This is a genomic window from Alteromonas sp. WD8-37 (assembly GCF_055326825.1).
The window spans coordinates 269,128-292,094 of record NZ_JBUZOV010000001.1 but is presented as its reverse complement, the minus strand read 5'-3'; the positions used below and the strand labels follow the sequence as shown (position 1 = coordinate 292,094).

At 54.1% G+C, this 22,967-nt stretch carries 17 protein-coding genes; 5 read left to right on the top strand and 12 right to left on the bottom strand.

The window, feature by feature from the left end; all coding sequences use genetic code 11:
- Positions 1–75: 75 nt before the first annotated feature.
- A complete protein-coding gene (locus ACTUJZ_RS01350) occupies positions 76–1,731 on the top strand; it encodes a DUF342 domain-containing protein (RefSeq protein WP_463634468.1) in 1,656 nt (551 codons plus the stop codon).
- On the opposite strand, the gene ACTUJZ_RS01345 is transcribed toward ACTUJZ_RS01350, so the two are convergent.
- From ACTUJZ_RS01345 to ACTUJZ_RS01310, 8 genes are read right to left on the bottom strand one after another with little or no spacing between them, the layout of a single operon-like run.
- Entirely contained in the window at positions 1,728–2,525 is a 798-nt protein-coding gene (locus ACTUJZ_RS01345) for a sterol desaturase family protein (protein ID WP_463634467.1), read from the bottom strand. The two genes, ACTUJZ_RS01350 and ACTUJZ_RS01345, sit on opposite strands and share 4 nt — an antisense overlap.
- On the bottom strand, positions 2,518–3,144 hold the full coding sequence (locus ACTUJZ_RS01340; protein WP_463634466.1) for a CDP-alcohol phosphatidyltransferase family protein: 627 nt from the start codon (positions 3,142–3,144) through the stop codon (positions 2,518–2,520). The genes ACTUJZ_RS01345 and ACTUJZ_RS01340 overlap by 8 nt, the downstream gene beginning before the upstream one ends.
- The gene (locus tag ACTUJZ_RS01335; RefSeq protein WP_463634465.1) at positions 3,138–3,776 is read right to left on the bottom strand and encodes an ATP-binding cassette domain-containing protein; all 639 of its coding nucleotides are present in this window, start codon (positions 3,774–3,776) and stop codon (positions 3,138–3,140) included. The genes ACTUJZ_RS01340 and ACTUJZ_RS01335 overlap by 7 nt, the downstream gene beginning before the upstream one ends.
- Positions 3,773–5,497: an ABC transporter permease gene (locus ACTUJZ_RS01330; protein WP_463634464.1), complete on the bottom strand. Its 1,725-nt coding sequence runs from the start codon at positions 5,495–5,497 to the stop codon at positions 3,773–3,775. The genes ACTUJZ_RS01335 and ACTUJZ_RS01330 overlap by 4 nt, the downstream gene beginning before the upstream one ends.
- Positions 5,494–6,720: an ABC transporter substrate-binding protein gene (locus ACTUJZ_RS01325; protein WP_463634463.1), complete on the bottom strand. Its 1,227-nt coding sequence runs from the start codon at positions 6,718–6,720 to the stop codon at positions 5,494–5,496. Before ACTUJZ_RS01325 ends, ACTUJZ_RS01330 begins: the two co-directional genes overlap by 4 nt.
- Complete coding sequence (locus ACTUJZ_RS01320) at positions 6,704–7,561, bottom strand: DUF547 domain-containing protein (protein ID WP_463634462.1); 858 nt, start codon at positions 7,559–7,561, stop codon at positions 6,704–6,706. Before ACTUJZ_RS01320 ends, ACTUJZ_RS01325 begins: the two co-directional genes overlap by 17 nt.
- Positions 7,545–9,695 carry an FAD-dependent oxidoreductase gene (locus ACTUJZ_RS01315; protein WP_463634461.1) on the bottom strand — a complete coding sequence of 717 codons (2,151 nt, stop codon included), beginning with the start codon at positions 9,693–9,695 and terminating at the stop codon, positions 7,545–7,547. Before ACTUJZ_RS01315 ends, ACTUJZ_RS01320 begins: the two co-directional genes overlap by 17 nt.
- A 17-nt stretch (positions 9,696–9,712) precedes the next feature.
- Positions 9,713–12,070: a TonB-dependent receptor gene (locus tag ACTUJZ_RS01310; protein ID WP_463634460.1), complete on the bottom strand. Its 2,358-nt coding sequence runs from the start codon at positions 12,068–12,070 to the stop codon at positions 9,713–9,715.
- 148 nt (positions 12,071–12,218) lie between these two features.
- Here ACTUJZ_RS01310 and ACTUJZ_RS01305 point away from each other — a divergent pair, with 148 nt between their 5' ends.
- On the top strand, positions 12,219–12,632 hold the full coding sequence (locus tag ACTUJZ_RS01305) for a hypothetical protein (RefSeq protein WP_463634459.1): 414 nt from the start codon (positions 12,219–12,221) through the stop codon (positions 12,630–12,632).
- A 3-nt stretch (positions 12,633–12,635) separates the two neighbouring features.
- Here ACTUJZ_RS01305 and ACTUJZ_RS01300 read toward each other — a convergent pair whose 3' ends face one another.
- The 4 genes from ACTUJZ_RS01300 to ACTUJZ_RS01285 form a co-directional block, all read right to left on the bottom strand.
- Entirely contained in the window at positions 12,636–14,009 is a 1,374-nt protein-coding gene (locus ACTUJZ_RS01300; protein ID WP_463634458.1) for a transporter substrate-binding domain-containing diguanylate cyclase, read from the bottom strand.
- Positions 14,010–14,178: 169 nt separating this feature from the next.
- Positions 14,179–14,727 carry a PEP-CTERM sorting domain-containing protein gene (locus tag ACTUJZ_RS01295; protein ID WP_463634457.1) on the bottom strand — a complete coding sequence of 183 codons (549 nt, stop codon included), beginning with the start codon at positions 14,725–14,727 and terminating at the stop codon, positions 14,179–14,181.
- Between the two features lie 58 nt (positions 14,728–14,785).
- A complete protein-coding gene (locus tag ACTUJZ_RS01290) occupies positions 14,786–17,884 on the bottom strand; it encodes a S8 family serine peptidase (RefSeq protein ID WP_463634456.1) in 3,099 nt (1,032 codons plus the stop codon).
- A gap of 401 nt (positions 17,885–18,285) precedes the next feature.
- Positions 18,286–19,461, bottom strand: coding sequence for a thiolase family protein (locus tag ACTUJZ_RS01285; RefSeq protein WP_463634455.1), 1,176 nt, complete (start codon positions 19,459–19,461; stop codon positions 18,286–18,288).
- Between the two features lie 258 nt (positions 19,462–19,719).
- Between ACTUJZ_RS01285 and ACTUJZ_RS01280 the strand changes: the two genes are divergently transcribed.
- The 3 genes from ACTUJZ_RS01280 to ACTUJZ_RS01270 are packed head-to-tail and all read left to right on the top strand — an operon-like array spanning position 19,720 to position 22,959.
- Positions 19,720–20,127, top strand: a complete 408-nt coding sequence (locus ACTUJZ_RS01280; RefSeq protein ID WP_463634454.1) for a MerR family transcriptional regulator — start codon at positions 19,720–19,722, stop codon at positions 20,125–20,127.
- Positions 20,124–21,293 carry an isovaleryl-CoA dehydrogenase gene (locus tag ACTUJZ_RS01275; RefSeq protein WP_463634453.1) on the top strand — a complete coding sequence of 390 codons (1,170 nt, stop codon included), beginning with the start codon at positions 20,124–20,126 and terminating at the stop codon, positions 21,291–21,293. The genes ACTUJZ_RS01280 and ACTUJZ_RS01275 overlap by 4 nt, the downstream gene beginning before the upstream one ends.
- Before the next feature lie 58 nt (positions 21,294–21,351).
- Complete coding sequence (locus ACTUJZ_RS01270; protein ID WP_463634452.1) at positions 21,352–22,959, top strand: carboxyl transferase domain-containing protein; 1,608 nt, start codon at positions 21,352–21,354, stop codon at positions 22,957–22,959.
- The last annotated feature ends 8 nt before the right edge of the window (positions 22,960–22,967 follow it).

Here is a 22,967-nt window from a genome sequence, read left to right as displayed (position 1 = left end):
TAGTCTTAGGGTAAAGGAATGGGCGGCTTGGCCGTTACAGTAATTACAACAATAAATGCAGGCTGGAAGTAGCAAATGATTGGTGTCGCTGTCACCCTTGATAGTTCGAAAAATTTTGTGGATATCACCATTGAGCCGGCGGCGCTGGAGCGCGAAGTCGACAGTAAATTGTTATGGCATGAGATCCACGAAGGCCAGTTCAAAAGCCTGTATGTGTCGCAAAGTACTCTTAAGGCTGCCTGCGATAAAGCCAACCATTATTTTAAAACCGGCGATCATACCGCGGTGCAGGAACGCATCGGTGAGCGCCGCAATACCGAAGTGGATTTTAAAATCAGTAGTGACGGCTTAAGCGCCACCCTGGTGTTAACCGCGCCCTATGGCGGCCGGGTGCCCACTGTCGATATTCTGTGTAACCTCGCCTTTAATGCCGGCATCCAGCGCGGCTTATCCCGCAAGCGGGTGGAAGCACTGCTGCTGGAATTGTCCAAGGCCCCACCCGGCGCGGTGCTGGAAAGTGAAGTGGCCCGAGGCCTGCCGCCTCGTGATGGCAAGCACAGTAAACTTATCCCGCTGGTGCCCAATGCGCTGGAGCGGGTATTACAACCTCAGCAAACCGACAATGACCGGGTGGACATGCGCAACCTGGGCGAGGTGGTCTGTGTTAAAATCCACACCCCGGTACTGCGGCGCGAGCCGCCCACGCCTGGCCGCCCCGGCTACGATGTCAAAGGCAATGCCTTACCCGCCCAGCCTGGCAAACTGCAGGAGTTTAAACTTGGCAAAGGCACTGTGGTTAGCGACAGTGACCCCAATCTGCTGGTGGCTGCCATCTCGGGCATGCCCAAGTTTGCTGATAACAGCATGACCATCGATGAAACCTTTACCTGCTCGGGCGTCAATGTGGGCTCCGGCCATGTGGATTATGATGGCGCGGTGCTGGTCAATGGCGATGTCACCGAAAAAATGCAAATCAAGGCCACCGGGGATGTGACCATCAACGGGTTTGTGGAATCAGCGCTGATTGAAGCTGGCGGAGATATCATTATTACCGAAGGGGCCATGGGCAAAATGGCCGACGGTCAGCTCGAACATTCCTGTTTTTTAAAAGCCGCTGGCAGTATCCATGTGCAACATGGTCAGGGCATTGATATTCAGTGCGGCGGCAATGTGACGGTGAGCCGCCAGCTGGCCTATAGCCGCATTCAAAGTGGCGGCTCCATCACCGTGGGCCGCATTGATAACCCGCAAGGCAACCTGTTTGCCTGCGATATCGTCAGCCAGGGTTCGGTCCAGGCCGGAACGGTGGGCGCGGTGTCCGGCAGTACCCTAAAAATTGATTTTAGTCCCGGTTTTAGCAAACTGCTGGAACGAAAAGACGCGCTGGATGATTTGCTAAAGCAGCTGCGTAACAACAATAGCCGCCATAAAGAAAAACTGGATCTGATCAAAACCCGCTTGTTGCCGGCCGAAATCCGCCAGAAAGTGGATAATGCGCTGGACATGCTCAACAATGAAACCTGCCTGCTCAACTGGCTGGAACTCAAAGCCATCGAGATGCGCCAGCAAAAAGAAGACTACCAGAATGCCATTGGTGTGGTTGCCACTAAGCGTCTGTACAACGGCGTTTCGGTAAAACTTAACAATCGTAACTGGCGTTCAGAGCGTGACTATGATCGCTGTAAGCTCAATTACAGCAATCATCAGTGGCACTACGACCCCATCGTCTAATTACGCAGCTTGCCAAACGGCATTAGTAACAGCCGCCCAATGGCACTGTTTTGTCGGCTGGCGGGATAGGCCCGCTGGCCGATATCCAATTGCTCATCAGGCTGTCGGGCGCGGGCTTTAAAACTGCCAAACAGCCTGTCCCACCACGACACACTAAAGCCAAAATTGCTGTGGGTTTCCAGGCCATGCTGACTGTGATGAATACGGTGCAAGCGCTGGGTGATCACCAGCCAGGCCAGTTTATCGTCCAGCTTTTGCGGCAGCCGGATATTGCTGTGATTGAAAATCGAAAACGCATTGAGCGCAATCTCAAAGATGATCACTGCCAGTACCGGAATGCCAAATGCCAGGATCACTGCCGCCTTTATGAATAAGCTCAGGCCAATTTCCAGCGGGTGAAAGCGCAACCCGGTAGAGCTGTCTACATGGCTGTCAGCATGATGTACCTGATGCAGGCGCCACAGTAGCGGCACGCGGTGAAACAAGCGATGCTGCCAGTAAATGGCCAGATCCAGCAGCAAAACCCCGACAACGATGCCAGGTACCTCAGGAACGGCCAGTACAGGCAATACGCCCAGCTGCTGCTTACTGGCGTACAGGGCAACCCCGGCCAGTGTGACCGGTAAGATAAGCCGCGCCAGTAGCGCGCCACACACAACCATCAACAGGTTGGCCCGCCAGCGCACTTTGCGCCCCAGACTATCGTGCCGGGCCGGCCAGCGTGCTTCTACAAGTGCCATTACGGTAAACACCCCGATAAATATGCCCACGCGCAGTGCGCTGACATTATCCATGCTGCGCCACCTTTTTAAGTGTCATATAACCACCATAAATTCGCGTGAACACCGTGATAAAACAGGCCAGTGCAAAGCCGTAGGCCAACGGCGTAAACCACTGCGGAAACAGGCAAAATGCGATAAAGATAGCGATGGTTTCGGTACCCTCGGTAAGCCCCTGCATATAATAAAAACTTTTATGGCTGAACTGCGGCCGGTCAATGTGATATTTTTCGGCGGCGATGGCAAAGGCTAAAAAACTGCTACCGGTGCCGATAAAGGCGGCAATAAGCACCAGAGCCGGCGGCCCCCAGCCAGCCGGGTCAGCCAGCCCAAAAGCCAGCGGGATAGTCGCATAAAATAAAAAATCCAGGCAGATATCTAAAAATCCGCCGGCACTGGACGATGACTGCTGAAAGCGGGCCAGTTCGCCATCCAGGCCATCCATGACTCGGTTAAGCACAATCATCACCAATGCCACACCATACCAGCCTGCGATAATCGCTGGCAGGGCCAACAAGCCGATGCCAAAGCCGGCCAGGGTTAAATGGTCCGGGTGCACCCCAGCGCGGTCCAGGGCTTTGACCAGCGGCCGCAGTGCTGGTTTGATAAATGGCGTAATGCGCGAATCTAACATGGTGCTACCTCGATGATGGGCCCATTGGCAGCTTCTGCGTCCTGGGCATCGTGCGTCACCAGTATAACAGGAAGCTGGCGCCGGGTAATTTGACTAAATACCCACTGGCGGGTCTGAGCGCGGGTCTGGGTGTCCAGCTTACTGAACGGCTCATCCAGTAAAATCGCCCGAGGCTGGGCCGCCAGGGTGCGCAACAACGCCACCCTGGCCTGCTGGCCGCCGGATAAATGCTGCACAGCCTGGCTGGCCATGGCTGCCAGGCCCACCTGCGCCAAATCGTCGATGATGGTGCGGCGATCGCTGCCGCGCGGCATACCAAAGGCAATATTCTGTTCTACATTCAAATGCTCGAACAGCAGCGGATCCTGATATAACAACCCCAGCTGGCGCTGATACGCTGGCAGTTGGTTGAGCCGCGTTTGCCCCAGTACCACTTGGCCGGTCAATGAAAAATCAGCCGGCAAGACGCCCGCCAGCCCGGCCAATAACATAGACTTGCCCGCCCCTGACGGCCCCATTATGGTTAAGATCTGGCCTGGCTCAATGTCGGCAGTGACTTCCAGTAACTGGCGTTGGTGATGAAAAATAGCGACCTGCTCAAGACTGAGCACAGCAGGTGTGGATGAACTCATGACGACGCCTTTTTAGCCGGATTAAACAAGACAGTGGGTAGCCACCAGGCAAGCACAAAACCGACCAGCGGCAGGCCCATCTGCATCAGGGTATAAACCGCCGATAACCGGCGGCTGGCGCCGGCGGCCACCGCCACGGCTTCGGTGGTCAGGGTGGCAATTTCGCCACCACCGGGCAGTAAGGTAGCCAGATATTGGCTATAACTGATGGCCAGACCCAACGCCATGGCAATACAGAGCGGGCCAAACAGCAATGGCAGCCGCACAGCGCTAAAGACCCGCCAGGGCGACGCGCCCAGGCCGTAGGCCACATGGGTGTAGCGCGTATCAAAACGCCGGTAAGCCACCGCCAGTGATAAAAACACATAGGGCAATACATACACCAGGTGACTGACCAGGGTCACCAGCCAGATAGCCTCGGGCAGCATCAATTGGGCAAACCAGGTCAGGCCAAACAAAAAGGCCACGCCGGGCATCAGCAAAGGCACAAATAATAACATATCTAGTGCTGGGGCCGAGCCACGTCGATGCTGACCAAACTGCGGTGCCTGATGCTCATACTCTAAGGCCAGCACACTGATCACAATGGCCACACCGGTAACACTGAGCGCCAGGACCAGAGTATTGGCCAGCGGAGTAGTAACAGCCGCTGCGGCGCGCTGCCAGTGCATCAGGGTCAGATCATCAGGCAAAAGAGCAGGAAATGGCCAGTGGGTGGCCATTGAGCTAAGCACCAGGCTGACCGCCATCAGCACCATCATCATTCCAATGATGGTGAGACCCAGCCAGCACACCAGATGTAAGCGGACCACCAGCTGACGATGGCGACCATTTAGGACGGCGCCGCGCCACCACCGCGCAATCGCGCATTCTGCCAGCCACCACAGGCCCAGTGTCAGTCCGGTTACCAGAATTTGCAAACAGGCCGCCGCCGAGGCCTGCAAACGCATGGCTAAATCAATATGGTTAAACCATTGCAGCACAGCCACCGCCAGCGTGGGCGGGTTGCCCGGCCCCAAAATAAGCGGAATTTCCACATTGGCGCTGGCATAGGCCAGTACAGCCAGCACTGGCAGGCGCATGTGCGGATACAATTGCGGCCAGATTAATTTGGTGAATGCAGTCACCGGGTGATAGCCCAGCGACTGGCCCAGTCGCAAGGTCTGACTGATACGTTGCTGCAGATGGGGCTGTGACCATACCCCCAGCGCTATTAGCAGTAAAAAAGGCAGTTCTTTTAAGGCCAGTGCTAGCACGATGCTCAATCCCCAGGGATCGTGCAGCACACTGGCTGCCGGCACCTCGTGCCAGCCGCTTAGCCAAGGCGACACAAGCCGGGCTGCCCAGCCTCCGGGCGCCAGCAAAAACGCCACGGCGATAGCTGCTGCGGCATGCGGGATCACCAGTACCGGGCTCAGTACATGCTGAACAATGTTCAATGTCGGGCGCATAATAAACACCGCCAGGATGGCCAGGGTGACCAGCAGCGCCAGTGCGGTGGCCAGCAACGCAGTGCCCAGGGACAAGCCGGCCATCTTCACCAGCCCCGGGGTCGCCAGTAGCGCATTCACTGCCTGAAAGGAAAACTCGGTTTCACCCAGTGCCGGAAAATAACCGGCTGCCGGTACCATCACGCCGGCAATACCCACCGTCACCGGAATAATCAGACACCCGATAAACAGCCAGCGTGCAGCAAGCAGGCTGAGTTTAAAGCCTGTCACAAATGCGCTCCGTAGCGGGCATACCAGGCTTCGCGTAAGGCATCACTCCAGCTGGCGTGGGGTTCGGGCAGCAAGGTGTGATAACCACTGGCCGGCAGCGCAGCAGGATGGCGCTGTGCCGGGTCAAACAAAGCCTGTTGTGCTGCGGGCAACAGGCTGACATCTAACACAGTGTCATCGCCCCACACATCGGGCTGGTATTTTTTGGCCTGGGCCTCAGGGGATAATAAAAAATTCACCACCTTGCGGGCTGCCTGTGTCTGGTCGCTGTTATATGGAATTGCCACAAAATGGACATTGGCCAGGCTACCGTCTGTCATGGCATAGGTGCGGGTCGCCGCGGGCAAATCATAGCGCTGCACCGCTGCCGGAATTTCTGCTGCGGTAAACGAAAAGGCCAGCCACAGCTGCTCATCGCCCATTAGCTGGGTCAGGCGCGCGGCCTGGCGGGGAAAAAAGCGCCCTTGCTGCCACAGGTGCGGGTGCAATGCATCCAGATAAGCAAACAACGCAGGGGTGACCTGGTCCAATGCCGCCGGGGTGACCGGAGCAAATAATTGCGGGTGCTGGTCAGGGTTTAGCGCCATCACCAGATATTTTAAAAAGCTGATCCCTAGATAATCAGCCGGCAATGGGTAGGCAAAGCGGCCCGGGTGAGCCTGAGCAAAGCGTAACAGCGCGGCGGCATTTTGCGGCGGTTGCGCCAACCGCGACTGATTATAATAAAACACCATAGCAGCCTTGCCCCATGGCGCTTCCTGGCCGTCGGTGGGCACGCCAAAATCACGGGTCATGTTGGGATTTTCGGCGGGATTGGTTAGGGTAAAATGTTCCAGTGTGTGCACCCAGTCTTTCAATAGCAAGCCATGCTGCTTCATGGCGGCAAAATTTTCCCCATTGATCCACAGTAAGTCGATTTGGCCATTAGCATGATTGCCAGCGGCTTTTTCAGCCAGCACCCGCGACACTGCATCACTGGTATCGGCCAGTTTGACGTGGTTCACTGTGATTCCAAAGCGCGCCTGGGTTTGAGCTGACACCCACTGTAAGTAGTCATTGACCTGCGGGCTCCCGCCCCAGGCATAAAAGTTCACTGTTTGGGCGTGCAACGGGCTGGCTGCCAGCGCGCTTAGCCAAAGCAAGCTTATACCTACCCACTTGCTTACCCCCCGATGCCAGACACTTCGTCCCTGCCACTGCGCCGGGTTAACGCTCCAGCGCATTTAGCCCCCAGTCATAATCAGCGAAGCGGATGTTCAGATTGCCTTGTTGCAACGCTTGTTGCTGCGCTTCATCCAGCCCCAGTGCCTCGCTGTAATTGGCCAGAAATGGGCGGATACTGTCTTGCCCGCTGAGATGAAAATCGCTGGCATACCAGTCGAATAATTTTGATACCCACAGAGTATCGCCATCCAGCCAGTTGCGCTGGCGATGAGCTAAAAATTGCCGGGTCTGATCTGCTAACTGGGCGTCCAGGCGCGCACCCACATAGGCTTCATTACGCAGCGGCGGGCAACTGATGCTGGCGCAATTGACCGCAAAATGAATGCGCGGCTCGGCAAAACCGTTAAACCCTGCCCGGCGCAAACTGCCCAGCTGGCCCCGGATCATGCCATGTTCAATCTCATCCAAAGTACGTGGCTGGCCCAGCAATACGCCCACATCCTGACTCCAGGGGCCGGAAAACCAGCCGCCAATATCTTTGATTGAGTCTAAGTCTGGATAGCGGGTTAGAATTAATTGCACGGTAAACGCATTGTAGGCATTAATTAAAAATGCCAGTTGCTGCGCTGACGGCCAGCTCTCATAGGTGGTTTTTGACACCTGCCCTAACGCTTTGAGATAACCATCCAGCTGCGCTTTATCAGCGCGCCAGGCTGCATAATCCACGCGGCTGTCGCGGCCCTGCTCTGTCACCACCACATGTTGCGCCAGCTGGCGTTGCCAACTGGCATGCAGCGAGTCCTCGGCCAGGCCAACTGGCGCGAAAAAACAGCCAACCAGCGCCAGGCAGAGCCAGCACCAGGTCCGGCGCACCGTAAAAAAACTAACGGCGCCAGGCATGAAACTTTTCCACATAGGACAATAATTTTTCCGGGGCATTGGCGCGCTTCCAGTTACCGGCCACGTACTTGGCCCCTTCAGCCCAGGTTGGGTATGCATGGATGGTCCCCAGAATTTTTTCCAGGCCCAGGCCATGCTTCATGGCCAGCACAAATTCTGCCATCAGGTCACCGGCATGCTCGCTGATAATGGTCACGCCTAAAATTTTATCTTTGCCTGGCGGTGTGAGCACTTTGATAAAGCCCGTATTGGCACTTTCGGTTACTGCGCGGTCCAGATCGTCAAACTCATACCGGGTCACCTCCACCTCAATGCCCTTGTCAGCCGCATCGCGTTCACTTAAGCCGACCCGAGCCACTTCCGGATCCACAAACGTCGTCCAGGGGATCACGCTATAATCCACCTTGAATTTTTTGAAGGTGCCAAACAAACCATTGACCGCGGCATACCAGGCCTGATGAGAGGCAACATGGGTAAATTGATACGGCCCCACCACATCGCCAGCAGCATAGATATTGGGGAATTTGGTTTGCAAAAACTCATCGGTATCCAGGGTTCGGTCAAACTCAATACCCAGTTCTTCCAGACCAAAACCTTTTAGCCGGGCCTTACGCCCCACCGCCACAATAATTTCATCATAATACAGCTGTTGTTGCTCACCAGCATGTTCCACTGTCAAAAAGCGGCCCTGCTCGTCCTGGCCAAAAGCTTTGGCGGTATGGCCGGTCAATACCTTAACCCCTTCGTTGACCAGAGTCTTCGAGACAAACTGTGCCACCTCCGCGTCTTCTTTTCCCATGATCTGGTCAGCCTGTTCAACGATGCGCACATCGCTGCCCAGCCGTCCCATAGCCTGCGCCAGTTCACAGCCAATGGGGCCGCCACCCAGTACCAGCAGCTTTTGAGGTGCGCTATCGCGTTGGGCAAATTGCTGCCACAGCGTGTCGGAGGTGACATAGCCGCTTTGCTCAATATGGGGTAATGGCGGCACCAGCGGGCTGGCCCCCGTGGCAATCACAATAGCCCGGCCGGTCAGTTGTTCGCTGGTCCCATCGTCATAGGCAATTTTTACCGTCCACGGGTCTTGCAGCGTGGCATAGCCTTTTTTGACCTCTACCCCCAGCTTGGTATAACGCTCTACACTGTCGTTAGGCGCGATCTGGGCAATGACTGCATGAATGCGCTCCATCACTTTGGCAAACGAAAACTGTGCCTCGGTGTTTTCTAATCCATAAGCACTGGCATTGCGCATTTGCTGCACGGCTTTGGCCGATTTAATCAAGGCTTTACTGGGTACACAGCCATAATTCAGACAATCCCCCCCCATCTCGGAGGCTTCCACCAGGGTCACTTTGGCTTTGACCGCGGCCGCAATATAGGCAGTCACCAGGCCGCCGGAGCCGGCACCAATGACAATCAAATTACGGTCAAACGAGGAAGGCTTGTTGTACCCCTTGTAGACCCGGCGCCGATTTACCAGCGCCACTATGGCTTTGGCAATCCATGGGAAGATCCCTAACAGCACAAAGCTGATGATCAAATCAAACGATACAATGCCGGAAACACTGTCCAGCTGAGCCAGCTGTGTACCCGCGTTTACATACACCAGGGTACCGGCCAGCATCCCCACCTGACTCACCCAGTAAAATGTCCAGATGTTCAGGCTGGTCAGGCCCATGGCCAGGTTAATCAGAAAAAACGGAAACACCGGCACCAGGCGCAGGGTAAACAGATAAAACGCACCTTGTTTTTCTACCCCGCGGTCGATTTTTTGCAAGCGTTCGCCAAAGCGATTTTTGACGGTATCGCGAAAAATAAAGCGGGCCGACAAAAATGCCAGGGTGGCGCCGAGGGTTGAAGCAAAAGACACCAGCAACAAGCCCAGCCACAAGCCGAACAGGGCACCCGCGCCCAGGGTCAGAATCGCCGCGCCGGGCAGTGACAACGCCGTGACTGCCACATACAGCACAAAAAACACCGCCACACTGAGCACCGGGTTGTTGTCGATATACTGGCTAAATTCATCCACCGAGCTTTTCAGCCCGCTCAAGGTAAAATACTGATTTATATCAAAGTAAAAAAAGCTGGCGATTAATGCTGCAATCACCAGCAGCAGCGCGGATTTTTTAAGCATGTACAGCAGCTCCTGGGTTAAAAGGTGTACTCAAGGGTCGCACGGGCATGTCGGGGCCGCTCTGGCATCACCAGGGTGGCACCAAAAAAGCCGCCTTCGAACACCGGCTGCCAGTTGTCTTCATCGGTCACATTGACCACATCCAGGCGCAGCGCCAGTGCATCGGTGACCCGGATGCGGCTGTTCAGGTCCCAGCGAAACTGGTCACGAATATACACAGTTTGTAAAAAATCCAGCGGGAAGGATTTGGTATACACCAGTGAGCTGCCCACTTCCCAGCGCGGCATCACCTGCCAGCCGCCGTTGAGCGTGACCATTTGGGGGGCCATGCCCTGCACCTGCTGTCGAGACGGCGCAAAGGCGGTAAATGACGGTGAGCCCACTGCGGTGCCAGTAATCAAATCAGGCCGGCTGGCGTCAAAGGCATCGGCAACCTGGCCGGTTCCCTGAAACGCAGCCGAGTCATCATAACGAGCGTCGAGGTAACTGTAGCTGGCATTGACCCAAACATTGTCTGTCTGATAAAAGCCTTCCAGCTCCAGCCCCTGGGTGACAATCCCGGTGTTGCTGCCATCCCGGTTGCGCAGACTGCGGGTTTGTTCAAACACCGCCAGAGCTGCCGATATGCCGGCGTCAGGCGCATACTTTATGCCCACTTCGTAAAGCGTATTTTCAGTGGCAAAATTTTTCGGGTCTATTTGATTCTGCGCGCCCAGCACAGTGCCTCCGGCCATACTGTTGGATGTGGCGTCGCTGTCACCATAGGCCGCGTAGAGGTTCAGGGTGTCGGTCAGCGCAAAAGTCGCATTGACCTGGAGGCTATGTAGATAGGCCGTATGACGATCCGAAGCTGCTACCACGTCAGCTGGCGGCAACGCATCTTTGGCGGTGACATCATAGCGGTCGACACGATAGCCAATGATGGTGTTTAAGCGTTCGTGCCACTGCGACTGTTGCTGCAGTGCCAGGCCGGTCTGCCAGGTCACCGAATCAGTGGTGTCGGATAAATTAAAATCGCCGCTGCCATCATTATTCACATCATATTGTGCGCCGGGTGACACCAAGACCCCCGGGCGCAACGCCACCAGGCGAGCCTGCTGTGCCGGGCTTAGCGGGATCTGGCGCAGGTTTAAACTGCCGGTAAGATCAATCGGGTTATCGGCCTCGGTGGTAAACTGGCTATAGCCCAGTACATTATTATAACGAAGATCCAGGGCCACCGTGGTGAGCTGACTGTCATTGAAGGCCACATCCAGCTCGGTGCGGTTTTGCACGGTATCAGCACTGTCGATGATTTCGACAAAACTGTTTTGGGCAATCTCCTCACGGCTTAGGTGCTGGTAATAACTGATATTGCGCAGGCTGATGGCCTCATCAAACTGATGCGAAAAATGGCTGCGCCAGATACTGGTTTGCGCTGTGTTGATATCATCCGGATGAGCCAGCACACGGTTTCGGGGAATGACCACCGCCCCGGTAGGTGAGATCACCGCACCCGCACCAGGTACCAACGAACCGTCAGGCTGGCGGCCCTGGCCGGTAATATACACCCCGTCATCAATCAGTTGCTGGGTGGGCCGGTTAATACCAGCAATATCCGGGTAATCAGCCTGATACCATTCCAGCGACACATCCCAAGTAGTGGCGCTATCAGGCTGATGACGTAAAGTCACAAACACATTTTCATGCTGACTTTGGCCAAAATCATAAAAGTCGTCTGCATCCTGATAGCGGGCACTTACCCGCACCCCAGTGGTGTTGCTGAGCGGTGTGGTGTAGTCAAGCTGGGCAACATAATCATCCCAGCGGCCGCCCGATATACTGGCCAGGCCCCGCCTTTGGGTTACTGATGCCCGTTTTGACGTCACATTCACAAACCCGCCATTGCGCTGGGTGCTACCTAACAGCACCGTTGGCGGCCCTTTGACCACCGCCAGCTGGCCAACACTGTTAAACGAAAAGGGGAGGCCAAAGCCATTATTGCCGGCCTGGCGACGAATGCCATCCTGAAACAACTCCCCCAGCTGCCCGCGCACCGAGGGCAGGCTTGGCGTACCAAAGCCGCTGGCCGCATAGGTATTAGGCGCCACCCGGGCAATGTCGTGCAAACTATTGATATTGTACTGCTGCAGCGCTTCTGCACTGAGAACCGTGGCTGCACGCGGGGTGTCTTTTAATGCCAAACCGGCCCCGAATATACTTTCGATGGTCCCGGCCCCCGGATTCAATGACGCTCGCCCGGTTTCCTGGCCGGTTACTTCAATAATCTCAATGTCACTGTCTGCATCGGCAGCGCTTTGCGCCCACACAGCAGGCGCGCACGTGGCGCCGATAAAAAAGGCAAGATAACGCATCTTTCCCTGGGGATGGATCATGCTGGATTCCGTTTAAATTCTTGTTATGTGTACTGACCGTACCGGCAACATGAAACTTTCACCGGTAATAAAATAAATCTTTGACAAAATTGAAAGATTTTACGTAAAAGACCGTTCTATAGCCCAGAACATTACACTTGGAGATTTTATGCAAAGTTCGAATACTGGCCTGCAAACCCGTCTGGCCTGGTCATTACTGGCCCTACGTCTGACAGTTTTTCTGGTGATGCTGGTCTGGACGCTGGACAAATTTGTCAATCCTTCTCACAGCATCGGCATCTTTGAATCTTTTTATAGTATTGGCGGCTTGTCTGAAGTGATGGTTTACATCATGGGCACGCTGCAATTAATACTGGTACTGGCATTTGTTGCCGGTATTGCCAAGTTCTGGACCTATGGCCTGGTCTTTATCCTACACGGGGCCTCTACTCTTTCGTCCATGCCGCAGTATTTTGATGCCTTCAACAATCTGCTGTTTTTTGCTGCCTGGCCCATGTGGGGCGCCTGCTTTGCGTTATTCTTGTTACGCGATGCAGACACCAGGTTCACGCTGGGTAAGTAAGGCTTAATAAAAATCATAATTGACCACGCCGCCGCCCTGGCGGCGTGCGTGATACAGCACACTGCAGGCTTGTTCGTACCAGTCGTTAAATGACCAGTTATCGCGCAGGCCGGCAATCCCCGCCGCCACCTTGATGGTCACACCATGCTCTTTCCCGGTTTGTTCAATACACTCAATCAGCCGCTCCGCCAGCAAGCTGCCATCGCCTTGCTTAGTTTGCGGGCATAAAAACACCAGTTGCTCAGGACTCCAGCGCGCGAGCACATCCACTTCACGGATGGAGCTTAAGCAGGCGCGCCCCAACATGCGGATCAGGCCAGCATCGGTATGCCCATGCCCGTTAGGGCTATGGACTTCTATGGTCATAAAGTCCAGCACCACCAATGACGCCGGCGAATTAAACCGCTTAAACCGGGCAATCTCTTCCTCGGCTTTTAAAATAATATGGTTTCGATTATATAAACCTGAGTCGGCATCATGATTGCTCAAAAATTCGATGGTGCGGTTTTTATCCAGGACCACCGCCTGCATGGCATCCAGCTCACGCGTTTTACTTTTCAGCAGTTCGGCAAGCCGCCCGACCTTGTGCCGCACCCAATATAGCAACACAGCGATTGCGGCCAGTATCACCACCGCAGCCACAATATACAGCCACACGCCCTGCTGATGCACCACTACCTGATTCCAGCGCTGATAGATTTCTACCCGCTGACTTTGTGGGATGGTCTGAATGGCGCGGTTAAGCAGGCCCACCAACTCATCGCGCTGCGGCCCGGCCACAGCAAAGCGCAGGCTGCTGACCGGCTCGGCGCCCCCGGCGATAACCAGGCCGGTTTTGTTCAGTTTTTTTAAAAAGCTGTTCACACTGAGTAGCGACGCAATCATGGCATCCAGCTCGCCGTCTTGCAGCATGGCCAGGCCTTCCTGCTCGCTTTGCACTTCGATAAGCTGCACCCCCGGGTAATAGCGGCGCACATATTCATCATGATAAAAATCGTCTACCACACCAGTACGCCGCTCGCCCAGGCCGGCATAGCCGGTTAACAGGGTTGTCTTGGCCGGTGTGACCAGCACATGAGGAATAGAAAAAAAGCGTTGGGTCACCGCCATCGACTGGCGGCTGGGATCCAGATGATCCACAGTGACGGTAATATCACATTGTCCGGCCGCTAAAAATTCTAGCGACTGTTGCCAGTTTGACGTGATGACCGGTACAAAGCGTACGCCGGTCAGTTGGCTCAGCACCGCCATATAATCTGCCACCAGCCCGATATGCTTGTTATTGCGCACGCCCTCGTAGGGCATCCAGTTTTGCTGTGCACAATAGTTTACCGTCAGCGCCTGCCCGTAAGCCTGGGTGCTTAACAGCCATCCCAACAAAGCTCCCATCACATACCTTTTTATCAATGCAAGCCTCTGATTTGAAAACAGTATCCTGTTAACTGAAGTATTGCTGTTAGCTGCTGGCTTTGCAACCGGCAAAGTTGCTTTGAGCAGCCATAAAAAAGCCCTCCGAAGAGGGCTTAGCATTAAATTATTATTTAAATCAGGCTTTGCGGCGGGCACCCACCAGCATTAAAAAGCCCAGGCCCAGCGCAGACAACACTGAAGGCTCTGGTACTACAGAGATGTTATCTGTGGCATCAAATACAAACAGGTCACCGTTTGGAAAATCAAACACAACCAGGCTGTCGTCTGGAAATGCCTGATCCAGGTCAAGCTGAAGGCCAAGACCAGAGTCAAGCAACAGGTCAACAGATAACAGACCGAAAGCCTGGGTCAGATCCAGCGCATTAAAGACCACATCCAGTCTAAACACCTCGGCGATCTCTACTGAACTACCAAACAATCTTAAGCTTTCCAACGAAATCAGATCGGGATAGAAAAGATTGTCGGCCATGGTTGGGTCAAACCATGGGTCCGTGGCGAGGGCTTCAGCCAGCACATCTTCATTCAGGTTAAACCCAAAATTGGCGAAGTTTTCGCCATCAACACGCAACTCTTGCGTAACAATCGCGGCATTGGCAGCGCTAGACAACGTCAGTGTGCTTAATAACAGCGCAGCCGCGCTGCACCAGGTTTTAAATTTTGTCATGTGTGTATTCCTTATTTAAGGGGGAGCATCCGCCCCCCTTACCATGCTTTATTGTATTTTAGTTACGTACTTCCAGTACGGTGGTGCCTTGCTCGTTACCTTCATCATCAAAGAAACTTACAGTGCCCATATAAGTACTGTCAGGGGCCAGTCCACGGGTCAATATATTGACATTATTAAAGCGCCCTTCTACTGCGCGGCGAGATGCACTCACTCGTGTGGTCGGCTCTTTACCATTGGCTACCCACACACTTTGGGTAAACGTGGTTTCGCCACCCGGGACGTCATAACCATGTACAAAAGCAATGTAGAAGTTACCCTCGCCGTTCGCTGCTGGCTCTGGGTTGGTGATAATCACATCTTCATTGGAGCCGGCATTTAACGACGAACCTACCGGGCTGCATCTGTAACTGATACAGCGATAAACATGTAAGTCCAGGTCGCTGCCTTCTACCCCCACATCTTCATCGCGCAGGCTAAAGCGGGCTACCGTAGAGCCTTCTGGTACTGTCCACGCTGTAAAGGTTGTTCCCGCGCCTAAGAACACAAACGAGTTGCCCGGATCGTCGGTGACCGTACCCACTTTACCCATACGTGGTGCCAGGCCTGAATAATCAATACTGGTGCGGCCGCTGTATTTCATTTGAACCGGGAAGCTGGCGCGACCGCGGCGCAATGTCAGGGTTTGCGACTCAGGTACATCGATTTTGATATCTGGCTTAGGCAGAACAGCAATTGGGCTGCGCACGGTATGGTTACCACTGCGCAATGTGATACCACCAAATACCCATTCATCAATCTTAGTATCGGCTGTTTTTGAGAAGGTCAGACCGTAAGCGGCAACACCGCCCGCGTCTACCACCAGGTCGCCAGAAGGGGTTTCGTTGCCATCAGCGCCAAATGTTTGCACATCGACATTCAGGCCTTCTAAACCCTCCAGCGATACCGTGTAGGTCCCACCGGTGCCAGTCATATCGGTTACTGTCCGGTAGATGGTCTTAGGCTCCTGCAGCTCGCCCACCGCAATAGACGGATAGTTAAGCTGTGATGGATCCAGTGAGAACCCGGCGCCCTCGTATGCTCCACATGAGTAGCCCGACTCTTCAGCCACAAAGGTATCTTCGCCAAGGCCACACATAAAGGCCATATAGTCAAAGAAACCGGTATCGTAGGTCAGGCCAGGTTCCATGGCCGGCACCGGGTTAGCGTGCCCTGCACCAAAATCAAACGGGTCAGCCGGGGTGATACCATCTTCTTTGGTTACGCCCTGATAGGCGGTGGTCATCAACGCTGATTTAATTTGTGCCGGGCTCCAATCCGGATTCTGGTCACGCAGCAGTGCAGCCATACCGGCAATATGCGGTGATGACATGGAGGTGCCGCTTAGGTAAGCCACCTGCTGACCAGCCGCACCAAACATTGGCGTATCGGTGGTGGCTGCCAGAATACGAACACCAGGTGCAGTAATATCCGGCTTGATCACATCCAGCGTTGACAGGTTAGGACCCCGTGAGGAGAAACCGGCCATGATGTTACCGTCTTCCTTTTGGGGCATGAAATTACCAGCATTCAGCTCAACCGTAACTGCGTCGCCCGCATTTACCGCCGCCAACAGCGCATTACCATCAGCAGCGCCAATCATGCCGCCTGGGATGCCGCCGACAAAATCACCGCCCAGTGCGGTAATCGGGTTGCCTTCAACAGTGAATACCACCGCCGCTTTAGCACCGGATTCCAGGGCGCGGCTGACTTTTTGCGTAAAGGCGCAGTCACCCCGTTCAATCAAGACCACTTTGCCGGCCACATCGTCAGCATTTTGTAACGGTGTGGGCGCGCCGGATTCGTCAAAACACGCGCGCAGTGGTTCAGCGACCACCAGCTCACCGGCTACCGGGCCGGTTTCTGATAGTGGCTTGGTGATGGCACCTTCCACAAAACCGTACTGAGAGGTAGTGTTACCCACGAGGGCTTCCAGGGCATTGGTCTGGCTAAAGCCTTCATAGGTCGATGCACCCACGGTGGTTACCCAGGGTGCTGGTGTACCGATCGTCTGAGCGACGGGGCCGGAGTTACCGGCAGACACTGACACAAAAACACCAGCTGCAGTGGCACGCAACATGGCGGCTGTAGGAGGATACGTTAAATCTGTGCGGCTACCACCAATGGAATAGTTGATCACATCTACGCCATCAGCAGTGGCCTGGTCGATGGCGGCCATGGTGTCTGACGGGAAGCAGCCTGCCTGATCATCGCCATCTGGTGTGGTGTAGTCAGAGTTCCAACACACTTTGTAGGCCGCGATCCGCGCCCGTGGCGCAATCCCGGTGATGCTACCCAGGCTACCACCATTTTTCTCGGCAGTGACATTTTCGTTACCCGCAGCGGTACCAGCGGTATGGCTACCGTGGCCATCAGCATCGCGGGGGCTGATAAATTCGCCCAGTTCGGTTTGAATCGGATAGACAGAAGCAAAAGCGTCGCCGTAATAACGCGCACCAATCACTTTGTTGTTACAGGCAAAGGTCTCATCTTCACCGGTGTCACAAATACCGCTCCAATCTTCTAACGTTGAAGGGCTGGAATAGCCATCACCGGAGAAACTCGGATTTTCCGGTGTGATACCGGTATCCAGGATCCCCACAATTACATCTTCGCCTTTGATGCCCACATTGTGCTGGCCCTGGCCGTCGGTCAGGCCCAAAAATTCAGGGGTATTGGCGGTGTCGATTCTAAGCAGTTCGTCTTCCCAGACGCCAACCACATCAGGGTTTTGGCGTAAGGCCTGGGCCTGAGATTTAGATAATTTGGCGGAAAAGCCGTTGAAGGTGTGCACATAATTGTGCAGTACATCGACATTGCCGGCTGTATTGGCGATGGCCTGTTGGCGTGAGCGCAATTTGTTGGTGTACTCAACAATGGCGCTGCTCTTGGCATTGTAGCGGTTGCCGTTATCGGTCGCCACTTTGTTACTGGGCACCAGCTCGCCGATATCTTCAGCATAAGTAACAGCGGCTTTATCCTTGAGCTGAACAATATAAATGCCAGTGCTCTTAGTGGCAGTATGCTGTTGGCCTTTTGCCAGGCTCAACTTCCCTGCATCTGGAATCGTGACTTGCTGCGCCAGCGCAGCCGGTACCAGCGAAGCTGATACTGCCATCGAAACCATTGTTCCCAATAGATGTTTTTTGAATCTCATTTGCGTCTCCCATCGACACTTCTTGTTGTAGTCGGCCACGCCAAGCTGGAATGGCCGAGTGTTCCCTGACAACCTCCTGGTTGTGTGGAAAGGCGTTCTGGCGAATGATGTTATTATTATTTTTTGCGTAGAACTGCTGGCGCTAAAAGTGATTAAAAATTAACAACCAACGCATCGAATATGCATAAGACTATTCACCAATGCAACCCAAAAATCGGACCAGTGGGGCAATCTTATACGAAGGGATAATAAGGGCGAAATGTAAAAAAGCCTGACACGATGGCCAGGCTTTTTGCTTTAAAATTAAACAAAAATAGGGAGTTACCCCTAACTATTAAAAAAATTGTTTTGCAAACAATTCTTTACATCATTTCGATAGCGACAGCGACACCTTCACCGCCGCCAATGCACAGCGACGCGATGCCTTTTTTGCCCTGGCGTTGACGTAACGCATGGATCAGGGTGACCAGAATGCGGGCGCCGGAGGCTCCGATAGGATGGCCCAATGCACACGCACCCCCTTTCACATTTACTTTGGCTTCATCCAGACCCAGTTTTTGAATCGCCAACATCGTGACCATGGCAAACGCCTCGTTGATTTCAAACAAATCTACGTCGTCTTTGGTCCAGCCGGCTTTATCCAACACCTTTTCCATCGCGCCTACCGGGGCGACAGTAAAATCTTCCGGGGCGATAGAATGAGTGGCATGAGCGACAATTTTTGCCAGTGGGGTTAGTCCCTGTTCGCGGGCTTTGTCTTCGCTCATTACCATCAAAGCGGCTGCCCCGTCAGAAATGGAGCTGGAATTGGCCGCAGTGACTGTGCCGTCTTTTTTGAAGGCCGGGCGCAGGCTGGGGATTTTGTCGGGTCGGGCACTGCCTGGGCCTTCGTCGGTATCCACCGTCACATCGCCTTTACGTCCAGAAATCGTGACCGCTACGATTTCATCGGCAAAGGTGCCGTCTTCAATGGCCTGATTGGCTTTGGATAACGAACTTAATGCAAACTCGTCCATCTGGCCACGGGTAATGCCTTCATCATCGGCGGTATCCTGAGCAAAGCAGCCCATGGCTTTGCCGTCATAGGCATTTTCCAGGCCGTCTAACATCATATGATCAAGCACCTGGCCATGACCCATGCGGTAGCCTGAACGGGCTTTGGGTAACATGTATGGTGCATTACTCATGCTTTCCATGCCCCCGGCCAGCACTGTAGACACCGAACCTGCCTTGATTAAATCATGGGCCAGCATCACCGCTTTTAGCCCTGAGCCACACACCTTGTTAATAGTGGTGACCCCGGCTGATAACGGCAGACCCGCTTTTAAAGAGGCCTGGCGCGCCGGTGACTGGCCTAATCCGGCCGGCAATACACAGCCCATGATCACTTCATCAATCTGGCTGACATCGATATTTTCACAGCATGCTTTGATCGCGTGGGAACCCAGCTCAGTTGCTGGCACAGCGGCAAGACTGCCATTGAATCCCCCCATCGGCGTACGTTTAGCCGCTACAATTACCACCGTTTTGTTGCTCATAAAATTTGCCTCTGTATTGATGTTCCCTGTCTGCACAACCCTACGCAGACTGTTCTTATTTCACTCTCATCCGCTGATTTGCGTAACGGATAGTTGCCATATTGACGTTAAGAAGTTGTTACTTTACCTTAACGTAAAATGCAATTTACGTTAACGTAAACCCGAACGTTGAGAGTGTCAACGCGCTGATATCCGCGGATATCAGGTTCTGACAAAGCCAGCCGGGCAAACACAGGCGTATTTCACAGGTGCTTTACAATGAGTGACCACAATTCTGAACCGACCTATACCATTGGCGAGCTGGCACGTGAGTTTGAGATCACCCCGCGTTCGATTCGTTTTTACGAAGAACAGGGGTTGCTGAGCCCTCGACGTACCGGACAAAACCGTATTTACTGTATCAAAGACCGGGTCAGGTTAAAGCTAATTTTACGTGGTAAGAGGTTAGGCTTTTCTCTGGCTGAGGTAAAAAATCTGTTTGAGCTGTACGACACTAACCCTAATTCTGCGGTGCAGCTTGAAACCATGCTGCAATTAACTGAGCACAAGCGGGCTTTACTTACCCAACAACTCGAAGACATCACGATGTTGATGCGAGAGCTGGATGAGGTAGAGACCCGCTGCCGGGAAGAGCTGGCTGAATTAAAACGAGGAAATATTGCATGAACACGCCCTACCCTACTCTTAATTTTGGCCTTGGCGAAGACATTGACATGTTGCGCGACCAGGTCTATCAATTTGCCAAAAATGAAATTGCGCCATTGGCCGCCAGTGCCGATGAAGCCAACCAGTTCCCCAACGAATTGTGGCCCAAGCTGGGCGAGATGGGTCTACTGGGTGTGACTGTGAGCGAGCAATATGGTGGCTCTGAGATGGGTTACCTGGCCCACACCGTGGCCATGGAAGAAATCAGCCGGGCCTCTGCCGGCATTGGTTTGTCTTATGGTGCTCATTCCAATTTGTGCGTGAACCAGATTTTCAAAAATGGCAATGATGCTCAGCGTGAAAAGTACCTGCCCAAACTTTGCTCCGGTGAGCATATCGGCGCGCTGGCCATGAGCGAGCCCAATGCCGGTTCAGATGTAGTGAGCATGAAGCTGCGGGCGAAAAAGCATGGCGATACCTATGTGCTTAATGGCAATAAAATGTGGATCACCAACGGCCCGGATGCCCATACCTTTGTAATTTATGCCAAAACCGACCCGGATGCCGGCGCCAAAGGCATTACCGCCTTTATCGTAGAAAAAGATTTTGCTGGCTTTTCGCAGGCGCAAAAGCTCGACAAACTGGGCATGCGCTCCTCCAACACCTGTGAGCTGATTTTCGAAGACTGCGAAGTACCGGCGGCTAACATTCTGGGCCGTGAAGGCGAAGGCGTCAAAGTACTGATGAGTGGCTTAGATTATGAGCGCCTGGTGTTATCCGGCGGCCCACTGGGCATCATGCAGGCCTGCATGGATGCAGTGGTACCCTATATTCACGAGCGCGAGCAGTTTGGCCAGTCTATCGGTCAGTTCCAGCTGGTGCAGGGCAAGGTGGCAGATATGTACACCCAGATGAATGCCGCCCGGGCCTATGTGTATGCAGTGGCCAATTCTTGCGACCGCGGTGAAACCACCCGTAAAGATGCCGCCGGGGCTATATTATATTCTGCCGAGCTGGCCACTAAGATGGCACTGGATGCGATTCAGTTGCTGGGCGGCAACGGCTATGTCAACGAATACCCCACCGGGCGCTTATTACGTGATGCCAAACTGTATGAGATCGGTGCCGGAACCTCTGAGATCCGCCGCATGCTCATCGGCCGCGAGCTATTTAAAGAGTCAGAATAACTTTAGGAACAGCCGGCCGGCAGCAATGCCGGCCTACTTGTATAGTCAGGAGACGCCTGTGTCCGTACTACCAACCTCTGTAAACTCCAATTCCGCAGATTTTGCCGAAAATGCGCAGCATATGCAGGCGCAAGTTGCCGATCTGCAGGATAAAATTACGCAAATCAAAGCTGGCGGCGGCGACAAAGCCGCCCAGCGCCATGTATCACGCGGCAAACTACTGCCGCGGGAACGCATTGAAGCCTTACTGGACCCTTGCACGCCCTTTTTGGAAATCGGCCAGCTGGCCGGCTGGGAAGTGTATGACGATTATGTGCCGGGTGCCGGCGTTGTCGCGGGTATCGGCCGGGTAGCCGGCGTCGAGTGTATGGTGGTGGCCAATGATGCCACCGTGAAAGGCGGCACCTATTATCCGCTAACAGTGAAAAAACACCTACGGGCACAAGAAATTGCCGAGCAAAATCACTTGCCCTGTATCTATCTGGTGGATTCCGGCGGCGCTAACCTGCCGCGTCAGGATGAAGTGTTTCCGGATAAAGAGCATTTTGGCCGGATCTTTTTCAACCAGGCCAATATGTCGGCTAAAAATATTCCGCAAATCGCTGTGGTAATGGGCTCGTGCACCGCCGGCGGTGCTTATGTCCCGGCCATGGCGGATGTCAGCATCATTGTTAAAGAACAGGGCACCATCTTTTTAGGCGGTCCGCCGCTGGTTAAAGCCGCTACCGGGGAAGTGGTTTCGGCCGAAGAGCTGGGCGGTGGTGATGTGCATACCCGCACCTCTGGAGTGGCGGATTTGCTGGCCAATAATGATCATCACGCATTGACCCTGGCCCGTGATGCCGTGGCCCGCTTAAACCGTAAAAAAACCGTGTCACTGGATGTACGCGAAGCGGTTGCGCCGCGCTACCCGGCCAGTGATATCTACGGCATTGTGCCCAAAGACAGCCGTAAAACCTACGATGTACGCGAAATTATCGCCCGGGTGGTAGATGACTCAGCCTTTGATGAATTTAAACCCCTGTACGGCACCACCCTGGTATGCGGGTTTGCGCGCATCTTCGGCTACCCAGTAGGCATCGTTGCCAATAACGGCATTTTGTTCGGCGAAAGTGCGCTCAAGGGCGCGCATTTTGTTGAGCTGTGTGCGCAACGCAAGATCCCGCTGGTATTTTTGCAAAATATCACCGGCTTTATGGTTGGCCAGCAATATGAAGCTGGCGGTATTGCTAAACACGGCGCCAAGATGGTTACCGCGGTAGCCTGTGCCAATGTGCCCAAACTGACAGTGCTTATCGGCGGCAGTTTTGGCGCGGGCAACTACGGCATGTGCGGCCGCGCCTATGACCCACGCTTTTTGTTTATGTGGCCCAATGCGCGCATATCGGTAATGGGGGGTGAGCAGGCAGCCGGCGTGCTGGCTCAGGTCAAACGGGATCAAAAAGAACGGGCCGATGAAAACTGGTCCGCCGAAGAAGAGGCGAGCTTTAAGCAGCCAATCATTGATACCTACGAAAAACAGGGCCACCCCTATTATGCGTCTGCGCGGCTGTGGGACGATGGTGTCATCGACCCGGCCGATACCCGTCTGGTTCTGGGCTTGTCGCTATCTGCCGCGCTCAATGCGCCGATAGACGAAACCCGGTTTGGCATTTTCAGAATGTAAGGATGCGC